We start from the raw sequence: 14,343 nt of genomic DNA on the forward strand, positions 1-14,343 counted from the left end.
ATTTCTCTAGTTTGAGGTTATAACTTGGTTACAGTATATTTTCCTTTTTGAAAATCTACCTTGATCTTATACTTTCCCGCCGTAGGAGGGCCAGGGAAGCCGGGATCAGAATCCTTTTTCTCAAAATCACCAGACTGCCATGTTCCACCCGTGATCATATGGTATTGAGAACCCCATTGGCCATTTTCCTGGATCAGTTTATAATTACCACCACCCGGAAGGTCAAGGGTAATTTCGTATTCTGTAGGTGATACCATAGTAAACTGTTGCGAGGTTAAATAGGGGTCAGCTAAAGGATTCGCCCAACCTGCCGGTGTTGCATCCCCGGTCAACCACAATGTTCCTGCAGTTGGAGGAGCTACCTTGGGAGGAATGGAAAACGGAGTAACCTTATAAGTCAATACATTAGAAGCTAAAGCGGCAGAATTATTACCCAACGTGGATTTTACCCTGATCTCAATATTATGTGGTTTGTCCACCTTCAGGTCCATTTGGTTCAACAGGAAATCATTGATCTGGTTTTGAGTAAAGGTTTTAGTTAAATCGTTACTCACAACTACCGTTTGCTTTTGAGGGCTGGTAAAATTGGCACCTACAGTGTCAAACTCGATCATATAACTCACATCCTGTGAACTCACTCCCGTGGTAAACATGTAATTGGGATTGGTCCAGGAAAGCGTAAGCGCTTCATTATCTTTTGCGGTATAGGAAAGAGGAATGGTGTTGCTAACATTAGCTGTTAGCTTCGGCGCCGTTCCTCCCTCGTAATAATCTTTTTTCTCGTCCTTCTTGCACGACACAAGGATCAATAAGGAAAGCGAGAATAGTATAAGCAATCTATTTTTCATATTAATAGACAATTTTAAAATTAATAACCAGTGTTTTGAGTCAGATTCGGATTAGCAGTACGAACGGTGGCAGGAATCGGAAAGATGTTATACTTTGGATCAACTGCTGTTCCGGAAGAAACGCCTCCTTTCCATGGCCATACATAAGCACTTGTAGTTAACAGGTTGTACCGTACAAGGTCCGTACGACGGTGACCTTCCCAATACAACTCGCGTCCTCTTTCGTCTAATATCAATTTAAGATTCAGGTCAGCAGCTTTCAACTGGCCTACATTCGCAGGACCATAGCTGTCACCATAAGCCCTGAAACGTAACTTATTCAAATAAGTAAGGGCAGTAGCTTCATCTCCGCCAGTGCCATGACGCAACACTGCTTCCGCATAGATCAGGTACATCTCAGCCACGCGGAACACCGGGAAATCAATGTCGGCAAAATTGCCCTGGGCATCTGATACGGCACCACCATCTGAACGGATATTCCTGAACTTTTTAATATGGATGCCCTGCATATAATCACCAACGTTATTGATAGTTCTGCTGGAAAGGTTGGTGAACATGGCTCTTTGATCTGTACCTCCGGTCTGGTCAGCAAACAAATCAGCAAAAGCTGAAGTAGTCCTGTAACCATACCATCCACCTGCTACACCATAATCATTATGATCATCACCAGATGGGGCATGTACTAAAAATGAAGTGTTTCCATAAGATTGAGTACGTAACCCATCACAATTGATGGCATAAATGATCTCTTTCTTTTGCTTGTCATTATCCGCCATAAACAGCTTAGGATAACCGGAAACAAGATCATATCCCGCACCAATCACTTTTTTAGAATAGGTGATCGCCTTGGTATAATAAGGAATGGCCTGCGCATCTTCGGTTGAAAATCCCAGGTAAACCGGGGCATTCAGGTACATCCTGGCTCTTAAAGCCCATGCTGCAGCCTGGTCAACACGGCCATACTCTATAGTTTTGGCCGGAGCAAGCTCCCCGTCTATGGCTTCCAGTTCTTTGTCTATATAGGTAAAAAGATCTTTACGGCTGATCTCCCTTGGGAGTGTAGTGCCTACAGCATTGGAATCCGTAACAAAGGTTGACTTTCCAAACAGGTCTACCATTGCCCAATAATTGAACGCTCTCAGGAAGCGTACTTCAGCTCTTGACTTTTTAATGTCTGCTGCATCAGTGCCACTGATATTACGGGAAGCCAGCTTGTCATCTGTTGCTTCTCTTAAATATTCATTGGAGATCGTTACATTATACACCAGCCTTGAATATAATCCCAGCAGGAATGGATCTGAGCTGGTCCATTTCAAACCGTGAAAATCTTTAATGGTTTGGTCGTCCCAGGAAACAATAGCCTCATCTGTAGGCAATTCCTGTGCATTAAAGAACCCACGAATGAACGGGGATTGAGAACCCTCATCGAGTCCCTGGATGTCAGAAGCTCCTGCAGGTCCTGCATTTCCTGTTGAGGCTAACCCTGCATAAACCTTAGCCAACACACTTTTATAACCTGCAGGGGTAGAATAAGTGGTAGCGGGTGTAAGATCGTTCTTTGGATATACATCCAGCTTTTTGGCACAGGAAGTAATTCCCGCAGCTACCAAACAGCCGATGATAAAATGATTTATTGTTCTGAATTTCATATACCAATTAATTTTTGAGTTAGAAATCTAAATTGATACCCAGTGAATAAATTCGGGGACGTGGATAGATGTTGCCATCAATTCCAAAATCGCTCGAGTTTTCCGGATCCAATCCTTTATACTTGGTGATCACACCTACATTCTGAATGCTTGCCTGTATGCGAAGGCTTGCCTGGTCGTTGAGCACCTTACCTACATTATAGCCAAGGTTGATGTTATCAATCCTCAGGAAGGAAGCATTTTCGATGAAATAATCTGAAAGGAACTGGTTGTTGGAATTATTATGAAATCCTGTCTCCAAATAGATATCTGACACATTTCCAATATAATTGATCGGGTTCTTGATAACTGATAAGATACCGGAACCAGCATTGTATTGGTTGTATAAATAATTACCGATCATTCCATGGGCAGAAAGACCTGCACTGAATTTCTTATAGCTCACCTGTGTGCTCAGTCCCAGTAAGAAATCGGGAGATGGTTTTTTAAACAGGTAACGGTCATCTGCATCTACTTTACCATCGCGGTTGATGTCTTCATACAAACCTTCAATCGGGTGGTTGTCCTTGTCATACACCTGTTTGAAAACAAAGAAACTGTTTGGAGCATAACCTACAAGGTTCTTTCCAATAAAGTTACCCGTAGCGATACCTATACCACCTACATCAATTCCCTTGAAATTAGGATCCTGGTATTTCAACAGGTTAGTGATCTTGGTAGTATTATAAGCAATGTTGAATCCGAGATCCCAGTTCACGTTGGTTGACCTTACAGGAGAAGTATTTAAAACAAATTCAACTCCTCTGTTTTCAATGTTACCAACGTTAGTGGTGATCCTGTTTACGAAGTTGGCACCAGGTGCAACCGGAACATCACTTAACAGGTCCTTTGTCTTTTTAAAATAATAATCAACAGAACCTGAAATACGGTTGTTCAAAAAGCCAAAGTCCAGGCCTGCGTTTGTGGTAGTAGTGGTCTCCCATTTAATGGAAGCATCATAACCTTCTGGACGCAAATAGGTGTAGAACTGGTCTCCAAACTGGTACTGTGCAGATGAATTACTACGTGTGTAGCGGGTGAGATAGGAATAATAGCCTATACCATCCTGCTGGCCGGTAATACCCCAACCTAAACGAAGCTTTAATTCACTTACTGCGCTGGAAGTCTTAAAGAACTCATCTCTTAATTTCCAGGCTGCAGCTACCGCAGGAAAATAACCAACCCTCTTCTCTGGTGAGAACTTGGAACTGGCATCCCTTCTTAAAGAACCTGTCAACAGGTATTTATCTGCAATGGTAAAGTTCACACGACCCAGGTAAGATTCCAGTCTGTACTTAGGATCATCCGTGGCAAATGTGGGTTGAGAATTTGCAATGGTATCTTTTAGTGCTGGCTTGGCCGGATCAGCGATGGCCCTGTAACTAAAGGAAGCATAGTTGTACACATTGGTAAGGAATTCCTGGTAAGAGTGACCTACAAGGATATCAAATTTGGAATTGATTTCCTTTATTTCCTTAGCGTATAATAACTGGACATCAGCGAGTGTATTTTTCTTGCCTTGCTGGTAATAGGATCTTCTGCCACCCGTTTTATAATTGGTAGCAGAAAGTGAATCTATATTGTCATTACCACTTCCTTTTGCATAATCTATACCCAGGTTAACCAACAGGTGCAGTTCAGGAAGGAAATGCATTTTATAATCAACCTGTGCATTACCAATGAAACGGTTTACCCTGGAGCGGTTATCTCTCAGGTTGATCAGGGCCAATGGGTTTTTACCTGCCAGGTCGATGGGTTTGCCATCTGTCTGCAACCATTCGTAATAGCCTCCATATTTATTGGTAGCCAGTACCGGTTGTGTGGGGTCGAAAGCCACGGCGGAACCAATAGCTCCCTGGTCAGAGAAATTATTTTTAATGGTACTTGCTTTGGCATTCAGGTTCACAGTCAGGTGATCATCCAGGAATTTGGGCGACAAATTCAGGGAAGAAGACAAACGGTCGAATGAATTCTTCAGCAAAGTACCTTCCTGGTTTAAATAACCCAGGGACACACGGAAAGGCACAACACCTACGCTACCGCTGGCGCTGATATTATTATCTATACCCAGTGCTTTTTGATAGATAAGATCCTGCCAGTCAGTATTTGCAGAACCATATATTTTTTTCCAGGCATCATTGCCCGTTTCAGCAGCGTCCGCATTTACAATAGAACGGATCTGGTCGCCATTAAGGACCTTAACCTTGTTGGCTACTTCACTTAAGGATACCTGTGAATTAAAGTTAAATCGAACCTTGCCTTTAACACCTTTCTTGGTAGTAACGATCAAAACACCATTTGAGGCACGGGAACCATACAGGGCCGTAGCGGAAGCGTCTTTCAACACACTCACTGACTCAATATCATTCGGGTTGATGGTACTTAAAAGGTTCCCTGTTCCGGATATGCCATTACTTTCCACCGGAACACCATCAATAACGATCAATGGGTCGTTACTGGCGTTCAGGGATGCACCTCCACGAATACGTATCTTACTACCACCACCTGCAGATCCTCCACCGGAGGTAACCTGCAAACCAGCTACCTTACCCTGCAGCAATTGCTCAGGAGAAGGAATAAATCCTTTTTGAAAATCTTTGGCCGAGACCGAAGAAACCGAACCGGTGAGGTCCCCTTTTCTCCTGGATCCATAAGCCACCACAACCACTTCATTCAGGTTATTGATGCCTGATTGAAGGGTCACGTTAATTGAATTACTGTTAATAGGTAATTCCTGCGCACTATAACCTACTGATGTAAACACCAGGGTTGTAGCTGACGAAGGAATAGAAAGGGTATAACTACCGTCCTCGGTAGTTACTGTCCCAAGGGTTCTTCCTTTCACGGTTACAGACACACCTAAAACACCTTTACCGGTGGCGTCACTAACCTTTCCGGAGATCACTCTGTCTTGTGCGGATACGATCAGGGAAAAAAAGAGAAAGAGGGGCAGCCCAATACAATGGAGCAATTTTCTCATGTTCATAAGCAATGAATATTTATTAATAAAGCGGATTTTGCAGTCGTTAATGTGTATTGTGGACACAATTATAGTCGTTTTTTAACATTCCCTAAAATTTATTTCGGTTTCCTGACCAATATCATACGTTGGAAACGATTGCCCCTGCTAAGTTTCAGGGCTCAGGCCACATGTGTGCGTACTGGTTTTGACCTGTTAAGATCAGTACCTACCCTTTTTAATCCTGATTTCAATTTGTACAGCTTTCCTGGCCTGTGGGGAACATCCTCTTCCATTTCGTTCAGGTCAACCAGCCAATTCTTGAGGTTGATCCTTTTGCGGAAGTTCCTTCGGTCCAGTTCTTGGCCCAGAATGGCCTGGTAGAGGTCCTGTAATTCCCTGAGAGAGAATTTTTCGGGCAAAAGATTAAAAACTACAGGATGTTCCAGCACTTTTTCCTGGAGCCTTTGCAGGCAGGTATCAAGGATGAGTTTATGGTCAAAGGCCATTAAATTTAATTCGGCCACATTATGCCAGTGGAGCTCATTATCAGTAAGGTTGAGCTTATGGCTTTTAATATTTACCAATGAATAATAAGCCGTAGTAACTACTCTTCCTGAAGGGTGGCGGTGAATATCTCCAAAACTGTGCACCTGCTCCAGGTATACATCCCTTAACCCGGTACGTTCCAATAAAACCCTATAAGGCGCATCATCCAGGTTTTCATTAGGCGTTACCAGGTCTCCCAGTAAAGACCAGAGACCCTCAAATTCTTTAAGGTCAGATTTGATGAGCAAGACTTTTAATTGTTTCTCCTCATAGCCGAAAATGACGCAATCCACCGAAACGGCAATATTGAAATATTCCTTATGGCTGATCTTTTCAATAGCAGCGGTTTTCAAACCGGTGTTTGGCATAAGCAATTATTGAATGGTTACGGAAATCGTTTTAGATAATTGTTTACTGGTCACCTTAATGAAATAATTACCCTTGTTTAATTGTAAGGCATTCATTTTCAATTGATGACCTCCCTTAGAATGAAATTGGTCGTGTATGGTTGCTATAAACTGGCCGGTAACATTATAAAGATCCGCACGAAGATCACCCGCCACAGGAAGGTTTACTTCCAGCATATAAGAGGAAGTAATTGGGTTAGGATAAACCTTAGCTTCCAGGGTTGCTCCGGTCCATGGCACATTTATAACAGGTGTTACCGCCACATTATTTACATTCCGATTGACGTAGACGTGAAATTCACCAGGTGATAAATTCATATTCTGGATGGCGCCGGTAGCAGTGATGGTAGAATTCTGCAAGTAATCAAACCAGGTTCCTGCAGCAGGAAAAGTTATACCTGCCGATTGCGCATATATATCAAAGTTGCCTACAACCAATAGTTTGGAACTATCACCAGAGGATACCGTCAACCACTTCACAGGACCCGATAGGTTTTGCGCAATGCTGCCCGACAGGAACGCTTCCTTATACCAGGGGTGAGCGCGCAGGTGAAGGAGCTGGCTATAAGTATTGTAAACAGATTTTCGCCGGGGGTCATTCAGGTAATCCCAACGGATCGGTTTTTCTGCCAGGCGACAATCATTACTGACAGAACCATCGGAGCAGGTATTAATGGAATAGTTGTATCCCAGTTCACCAAACTGCCATATCATTTTAGGACCAGGAATGGTGAACAGGAAGGAGGCGCTCAGCTCCATTCTTTTTAAAGCGGTTGCAGTATCCTTTATATTATATGACCCGCTGGAACTGCCAAAATTCAGATTCTTATACACAATCCTTTCCTCATCATGGCTTTCCATATAGCTCACCAGGTGAGGTTTGGTAAAATTTCTAACGGTATGTATGGCCCTTGAGAAATCCCAATCCTGGGCAATACCCATTGAAGCCTGGCCATAATTATAATTCATATTGCCCCAGAGCATCATGCCATAATCTGCCAGTTCCCTTTCTTCCTGGTCAGCTGCAAAATGTTCCAGGATGGCATATGACCCCTGCGATTTAATTTGTAATGTATCATAATAGCCTTTCCATATGGCAACACGGCTGGCATCATAGTTACTCCATTGACCCACATTACAATTTCCCCCGTTGGCATCGCAGGTTTGCGTTTGTGTAAATCCTTTAGAGAGGTCAAACCTGAATCCGTCAATGCGGTATTGCTGCAACCAGTGCTCCACTACACGGCTGACAAAATATTTTGTGTCTAAACTGGCGTGGTTCATATCATAGCCAACATTAAAAGCATGTTTAGCCACAGGGTTGAACCAGGGATTATCAGCAGCAGGCCTGTTATTGGCCGCATCCCAATACAACTGAACCATGGGCGACTGCCCGAAAGAATGGTTAAGCGCTATATCCATGATCACCGCAATACCTTTCTTATGACAGGAGTCGATGAATTGCTTCAGGGAATTCCTGGTGCCGTAATATTTATCCGGCGCAAAGTAAAAATCAGGATTGTAGCCCCAACTGCTATTGCCTTCAAACTCGTTTAAAGGCATGAGCTGGACAGCATTAATACCAAGGTTTTTTAAATAATTCAGGCTATCCATTACGGTCTTCCAGTCGTGAGCGCTTACAAAATCGCGAACCAGCATTTCATAGATAACCAAACCTCTTTTGTCTGGCCTGGTAAAAGTACTGCTCCAGTTATAGGCAGGACTTGCAGTCTGTAGAAGACTTACAATGCCGGTCTGTCCGGAAGGATATGTTTTTAAGCCAGGATAGGTAGCAGCAGGAATGAAACCATCACTATTTGGATCTAGAACTTTTTCCGTGTAGGGATCTGCGATCTTAAGATTATTATCAACCAGGTATTGATAGGCATACTCTCTTCCAGGCACTAATGGATGAACACGCAACCAGAAAAATTTCCCATCTGGGGTTTTATTCATGATATCACTTGCCTGTGGGGTCCAGTTATTAAACTCCCCCATTACAGTCACATTGGATTTGTTGGGAGCTCTCAATACAAGGGTTACAGATGTATCGCCCGGCTCATAATTGATCCCGTCTCTTACACCAGCAGGCAGGGCTGCCACGGGCGATGATCCTCCAGACACAAAAATGTTCAGCGTATCATAGGCGGAAATGGCCCCATTAATGGCTGAAACAATAAATTGCTGGTTGCCGATGGCTTTAATAGTTGAATTGGCAGTAAGGGTAGTGCCTGTAGTGCCACCGATCAGTGTACCATTATGGTATAATTTCAGATCAGCCGATTGGCTTGAATTGGCAGTGAGTGTAATAAGGCTTCCGTTGATCCATGATTGAGGCTCAGGTACCGGGTCATATTTGGGTTGTGAAGGCGGGGCATCAATACGAACAGCCAGGTTATTATTGTATATCGGAACATACATATCACTGCCATCCGTGTTGCGTTGGGCCTTACAGGCAGAAGAACAATTCCCCTCCCGGAATAAAATAGCTATGCTTTTCAGAATTTCTCCGGGGGTCAATCCAAAGAATACCCTTGGGTTATTGATTGTGTATTGCCATTTATTGGCACTTACATAGGTTGCCTGGGCTGCCACTTCGGTCGATCCCCAGGTAAATGGGGCATGCAACCATCCTGCATAATTGTTCTGGCTTGTTATAGCCCCAACATGCACATACACATTACCAGTGAAACCCATGAGTCCCTGGTTGCCTTTAGTGGCATCTACAGTTATAGTAATTACATCATTGTCTTTGGGAAAAGTGGGGGTCCATGTCAGCAGTTGGGCATTGGTTACTATACCCGTAATGGCAAGCATACATACCAGCAGCAATCTCTTCATAGCAATTTGTATTCGGACTAAAGATAATAATATGTACTTAAAACACATTCTTTTTCCAAAACTCTTTCCAAACCGCCACTATTTTTACATGGAATATGACCAGCAACCCAAACAAAGAAGTACAAACCCTTACGCAGAAATTCCTGAAAGACGTGAAATCAGGTAGCATTTCAGCCAGGGAGATACAAGACCTTAGGGAAGTGTTACGCTTTCACGAAACTCGTTATTATATCCAGAATGACCCCCTTATTTCCGATTTTGAATATGATAGCCTGTATAAGGCATTGGAGTCATTGGAGAAGGAGAATCCTGATCTTGTGGTGCCTGATTCCCCCACTCAGCGGGTAGCAAAAGGGTTGACCAAAGAATTCCCGGCTGTGCAGCACCTGGTACCGATGCTTTCACTGGACAATTCCTATAATAGTGAGGACCTGGTTGATTTTGATCGCCGTGCCCGTGAACTGACGGGCCTGAAATTAATAGAATATTGCATTGAACCCAAGTTTGACGGGGCCAGCATTTCACTGGTCTATGAAAATGACCACCTGGAGCGTGGTGCCACCCGCGGTGACGGCGTGCAGGGAGATGATATTACACCAAATATCAGGCAGATCAGGAGCATTCCCTTATCCGCAAGATTTTCGGATTATGGCATTCAAACCATCGAGATCAGGGGAGAAGTACTGATCAACAAGAATAATTTCAAGAAATTCAATGATGCTCTTGCAGAACAAGGTTTGGTGCCACTGGCCAACCCCAGGAATGCAGCTGCCGGAACGTTACGGATAAAAGACCCCCTGGAAGTTAAAAGAAGAAACCTCGAAGCTTTTGTTTATCATGTAAGCTATTATGTAGAGCAAAAGGGAAAAGTAGAACATCCTCCGCTTCTCACTCATGCCCAAACCCTCCAAATGTTATGGGAACTTGGATTTCGCAGTCCGGCGAAAGAAAAAAAGGTGGTAAAAGGTATACAGGCAGTAATTGAATATTGCCACTCTTTTGAAGAACACCGTGACAATCTTCCCTATGAGATCGATGGTATGGTAATCAAAGTGAATGATTTTGATTTGCAAGATCGCATGGGAATGACCACCCACCATCCCCGTTGGGCTATAGCCTTTAAATTCAAAGCCCGCCAGGCAACCAGCAAACTTCTAAGGGTTGATTACCAGGTAGGCCGCACGGGTAATATCGGCCCCGTGGCTAAAATAGAACCTGTTCATATTGGTGGTGTTACGGTTAGTTCTGTTTCCTTATTTAATGAAGATGTGATCCGGGAAAAAGATATTCGTATAGGCGACACTGTTTTAGTGGAAAGGGCAGGTGATGTGATCCCCTATATTGTCAAACCACTTTCTGAATTAAGAACAGGTGAAGAAAAACCCATTAATTTTCCCAAACACTGTCCTTCCTGCGGCGACGAACTGTATCGGTCACCCGAAGAAGCTGCCTGGCGCTGTGTCAATATCAATTGTCCGGCGCAGGTGCTGGAACGATTGATTCATTTTGCCAGCAAGGATGCAATGGATATCAGGGGATTGGGAGCCGCTATCATTGAAAAATTCAATTCATTGGGCTTGCTCACTTCCATCCCCCAAATTTACCAGCTTGATTATGCTGCAATGGGCCAATTAGAAGGCTTTGGCAAAAAATCGATTGAAAACCTGCAGACAGCGATTGAAAACTCCCGGAAACAGCCCTTGCACCGGCTCATCTATGCCTTAGGCATTCGCTATGTGGGAGAAACCACGGCAAAAACACTGGCCCATGCTGTAGATCATTTGCTAGATCTGAAAAACTTTGATGAAACTAATTTGCAAAGCCTTGAGGATATCGGGCCCAAAGTTGCCGGAAGTGTAGTGCAGTTCTTTAGCAATAAGGATAACATCGAAATGATTCAGGCATTGGAACAACTGGGCCTTACACTAAAAAATGAAAAAAAGGAATATGCTTCAGCAGGAAACCTTGATGGACAAACGTTTCTTTTTACTGGTACACTTGCCAGGCTGAAACGAAGTGAAGCAGAAGAGATGGTTGAACAAAACGGGGGCAAGATCGTTTCAGGTGTAAGCAGCAAGCTCAACTATCTTGTGGTGGGTGAGGATGCGGGCAGTAAGCTGGAAAAAGCTAAAAAGATCAATACCATAAAAATATTGTCTGAGGATCAGTTTATAAAAATGCTGGAGGTTGAATCGTGAGCCAGGGAAAATCAATGGTCAAGCTCTCCATTTAACATGAATTGGGAAATTTCTTAGTCCCGGTAATTATAATTAGCTTTAAATAGGTTGCGGCATAAAATTTTCATGTAGTATATTGCCACTATTGTTGACCGTTATAACTTCTAAAGGCAAACGATATGATCAAAAAATTAGCCGGTGAAACATGGAAACCCCTGGTTTTTAAAGGAAGCAAAGACTTGCGTAACCGTTATGCTGTTTCCTCCTCGGGCAGGATAGCCAGTTTTAAAGCAGATGTATTGGAAGATGGGAAACTGCTGAACGGATCTTTAACCACGGGTTACCGCACCTTGAACCTGCACCGCCCAGGTCATAAAGGCACTTTATATATACATCGGGAACTGGCAAAGCTTTTTTTACAAAGGCCATCTCCAAAGTACAGGTTCGTTATTCATAAGAACCATAATAAGCTGGACAATTCAGTGAAGAACCTGAAGTGGGCAACGTTGGAAGAAATGATTGAGCACCAGCAGGGAAGCCCTGCCAAGATCGCTTATAAGAAAAAGCAGGCCAACCGGGAAGTGGGTCTCAAACTAACTGCATCGCAGGTAAAAAAGATCAAGGATCAGCTAAAAAATAAGAACCGAAGGCTTACCATTAAACAGCTTGCCGATAAATACGAAGTAAGCGAAATGACCATGTACCGCATTAAGAGCGGGGAGAACTGGGGAAGGGTATAGCATACTGGTCCGAACTATACAATAAGATTCAAAAGAGTCCTGGTTTATAGTTTCAGACATTTGGTATTTGAATTAACTTTAGATTCATAATCCTCACCTAAAACTGCCTTTTCTTCAATTCAAAATAAAGGAGGTGTTTATGGTTGTCCGACTTACATTCTGCAAATTTCTACCGGATAAGATTGCTGAAGCCAGGAGGATCTACAATGAAGAGATTGTGCCTGTAGTCAAAAAACAAAAAGGCAATCTCCGGATTTTCCTGCTGGAGCCTGTTGACACAGCAGATGATTTTATTTCTGTTACTGAATGGAAATCTAAAGAAGACGCTGAAGCTTACAACAAGAGCGGTCTTTACAAATCATTGGTGAACAAACTGGAAAAAGTTTTCATGAAACAACCCACCATCAAGGTGTACAACGAGGTTGAAACTTTCACTCCTTCCTATCCCATTTTATGAAGCTTGAAAAGTTGATTGCAGGAATGCATTCTGCAATCAACTTTTTACCTCTTTGACAAGGTAAAGTGAAGCTCATACCTGCGCATATTCTTTATCTTCATTTCATGATAGAACCTCAAACCCTTAGCTTTTTAAAAAAGCTAAAAAAGAATAATAATAAACCCTGGTTTGATGCGCACAGAGCCCAATACGAAGCAGCACGCATCGATTTTTCCAATTTTATCCAACTACTCATTGATGCGTTGCAAATAAAAGATACAACCATCACCGGCATGACATCCAGGGAATGTCTTTTTCGCATCAATCGCGACATCCGTTTCTCAAAAGACAAGCAACCTTATAAAACTAATTTTGGTGCAAGCATCAAAAGAGGTGGTCGAAAATCAGGTTTTGCAGGGTATTATTTTCACCTGGAGCCAGGAAACAGTTTTATCGGTGGAGGATTATGGATGCCGGAACCGGCAGTCTTAAAAAATGTAAGGCAGGAAATAGACTATAACTGGAATGAATTCCAGGCACTGGTAAAAGATAAGAACTTTAAGAAGATATATGGCGACCTGTATATGGCTGAGGGAATGAGCCTGAGCACCACACCAAAAGGATATGAAAAAGATAATCCGGCAGCCACATACCTGAAGTTAAAAGGATTCATTGCAGAAACATCGGTCAGTGACGAAGAACTGGTAAAGGGCAGTTTGCATAAAAAAACATTGACTGCCTTTGAAGCATTGCAGCCCATGCTCAATTTTATCAATACCGCCATTGAAGGGTGAACTATATCGGCTGGAAATTTGTTTCCATAATACATAAATTATTATATGGCAAAAACCTGGTTTATAACCGGCGCATCAAGTGGATTGGGAGAAGCTTTATCGAAAGCCGTTCTGGCTTCAGGTGATAATGCAGTCGCTACCTTTCGCAAACTGGAACAGTCAGAGGCATTTACAAAACAAGCCAAAGAAAACGGGCTTGGCCTGGTACTGGATGTAACCCATACAGAAGCAATACGTGAAGCATTGCTACATGCCATACACAAATTTGGCCACATTGATGTCCTGGTGAACAATGCCGGTTATGGTACTATAGGTGCCATAGAAGAATTCAGCATGGAAGAGATCAGGGCTCAAATGGAGACGAATTTCTTTGGTGCTGTAGCCCTAACCAAAGAAGCCTTGCCACTCATGCGTGAACATGGTGGAGGACATATCGTACAGGTTTCTTCTCAATCCGGCTTCAGGGCTTCCGGAGGATTTGGTATTTACAACGCCAGCAAATTTGCCCTGGAAGGATTTAGCGAAGCACTGGCGCAGGAAGTACAACCATTCGGCATTAAGGTGGTAATAGTAGAACCTGGCCCCTTCCGTACTCAATTCCTTGGCTCTTCTGCAAAGACACCCCAACAAACCCTCGATGCTTATAGCAAGACACCTGTTGCGCAGATGTACCAATACATGGAGCGGATGAATGGCAAACAGGAAGGTGATCCGGAAAAAGCTGCCAGTGCCATTGTTGATTATATTCACAATAACCGCGAACCCTTACGTCTGCCATTGGGTAAAACAACTATTCAAGGCATGAGGGCGAAACTGGCATCTGTGGAAAAAGACATTACAGCCAATGAAGCCATATCGGTAAGCACTGTTTTTGAAAACTAATTTATTCCTGCTTTATTATCCG

At 43.2% G+C, this 14,343-nt stretch carries 10 protein-coding genes; 5 read left to right on the top strand and 5 right to left on the bottom strand.

What is annotated here, in order from left to right:
* Window positions 1-17 precede the first annotated feature (17 nt).
* The 5 genes from BP74_RS12030 to BP74_RS12050 all read right to left on the bottom strand — a co-directional run bounded on the left by BP74_RS12030 (window position 18) and on the right by BP74_RS12050 (window position 9,292).
* Window positions 18-848 (bottom strand): SusE domain-containing protein, encoded by an 831-nt coding sequence (locus tag BP74_RS12030; RefSeq protein WP_496374416.1) that lies wholly within the window; start codon window positions 846-848, stop codon window positions 18-20.
* A 20-nt stretch (window positions 849-868) separates the two neighbouring features.
* Window positions 869-2,497, bottom strand: a complete 1,629-nt coding sequence (locus tag BP74_RS12035) for a RagB/SusD family nutrient uptake outer membrane protein (protein ID WP_496374418.1) — start codon at window positions 2,495-2,497, stop codon at window positions 869-871.
* Window positions 2,498-2,516: 19 nt separating this feature from the next.
* Window positions 2,517-5,522, bottom strand: coding sequence for a SusC/RagA family TonB-linked outer membrane protein (locus tag BP74_RS12040; RefSeq protein ID WP_496374420.1), 3,006 nt, complete (start codon window positions 5,520-5,522; stop codon window positions 2,517-2,519).
* Between the two features lie 155 nt (window positions 5,523-5,677).
* Window positions 5,678-6,412, bottom strand: a complete 735-nt coding sequence (locus BP74_RS12045) for an NUDIX hydrolase (RefSeq protein WP_496374422.1) — start codon at window positions 6,410-6,412, stop codon at window positions 5,678-5,680.
* Window positions 6,413-6,418: 6 nt separating this feature from the next.
* Entirely contained in the window at window positions 6,419-9,292 is a 2,874-nt protein-coding gene (locus BP74_RS12050; RefSeq protein WP_496374424.1) for an alpha-amylase family glycosyl hydrolase, read from the bottom strand.
* 95 nt (window positions 9,293-9,387) lie between these two features.
* Here BP74_RS12050 and ligA point away from each other — a divergent pair, with 95 nt between their 5' ends.
* From ligA to BP74_RS12075, 5 genes are all read left to right on the top strand, one after another.
* Window positions 9,388-11,490 (top strand): NAD-dependent DNA ligase LigA, encoded by a 2,103-nt coding sequence (gene ligA / locus BP74_RS12055; RefSeq protein ID WP_496374426.1) that lies wholly within the window; start codon window positions 9,388-9,390, stop codon window positions 11,488-11,490.
* A gap of 158 nt (window positions 11,491-11,648) precedes the next feature.
* Window positions 11,649-12,209 (top strand): NUMOD4 domain-containing protein, encoded by a 561-nt coding sequence (locus tag BP74_RS12060; RefSeq protein WP_496374428.1) that lies wholly within the window; start codon window positions 11,649-11,651, stop codon window positions 12,207-12,209.
* A gap of 139 nt (window positions 12,210-12,348) precedes the next feature.
* On the top strand, window positions 12,349-12,666 hold the full coding sequence (locus BP74_RS12065) for an antibiotic biosynthesis monooxygenase family protein (RefSeq protein ID WP_496374430.1): 318 nt from the start codon (window positions 12,349-12,351) through the stop codon (window positions 12,664-12,666).
* Between the two features lie 104 nt (window positions 12,667-12,770).
* Window positions 12,771-13,439, top strand: coding sequence for a DUF2461 domain-containing protein (locus BP74_RS12070; protein ID WP_496374431.1), 669 nt, complete (start codon window positions 12,771-12,773; stop codon window positions 13,437-13,439).
* 45 nt (window positions 13,440-13,484) lie between these two features.
* Window positions 13,485-14,321 carry an oxidoreductase gene (locus BP74_RS12075; RefSeq protein WP_496374433.1) on the top strand — a complete coding sequence of 279 codons (837 nt, stop codon included), beginning with the start codon at window positions 13,485-13,487 and terminating at the stop codon, window positions 14,319-14,321.
* Window positions 14,322-14,343: the final 22 nt, after the last annotated feature.

The sequence above is a fragment of the Flavisolibacter ginsengiterrae DSM 18136 genome (genome assembly GCF_059568575.1).

Bases quoted from the DNA above. Each gene is read 5' to 3' on its own strand.
- BP74_RS12030 (WP_496374416.1), bottom strand. From the start codon at position 848: ATGAAAAATAGATTGCTTATACTATTCTCGCTTTCCTTATTGATCCTT.
- BP74_RS12035 (WP_496374418.1), bottom strand. From the start codon at position 2,497: ATGAAATTCAGAACAATAAATCATTTTATCATCGGCTGTTTGGTAGCT.
- BP74_RS12040 (WP_496374420.1), bottom strand. From the start codon at position 5,522: ATGAACATGAGAAAATTGCTCCATTGTATTGGGCTGCCCCTCTTTCTC.
- BP74_RS12045 (WP_496374422.1), bottom strand. From the start codon at position 6,412: ATGCCAAACACCGGTTTGAAAACCGCTGCTATTGAAAAGATCAGCCAT.
- BP74_RS12050 (WP_496374424.1), bottom strand. From the start codon at position 9,292: ATGAAGAGATTGCTGCTGGTATGTATGCTTGCCATTACGGGTATAGTA.
- ligA (WP_496374426.1), top strand. From the start codon at position 9,388: ATGACCAGCAACCCAAACAAAGAAGTACAAACCCTTACGCAGAAATTC.
- BP74_RS12060 (WP_496374428.1), top strand. From the start codon at position 11,649: ATGATCAAAAAATTAGCCGGTGAAACATGGAAACCCCTGGTTTTTAAA.
- BP74_RS12065 (WP_496374430.1), top strand. From the start codon at position 12,349: ATGGTTGTCCGACTTACATTCTGCAAATTTCTACCGGATAAGATTGCT.
- BP74_RS12070 (WP_496374431.1), top strand. From the start codon at position 12,771: ATGATAGAACCTCAAACCCTTAGCTTTTTAAAAAAGCTAAAAAAGAAT.
- BP74_RS12075 (WP_496374433.1), top strand. From the start codon at position 13,485: ATGGCAAAAACCTGGTTTATAACCGGCGCATCAAGTGGATTGGGAGAA.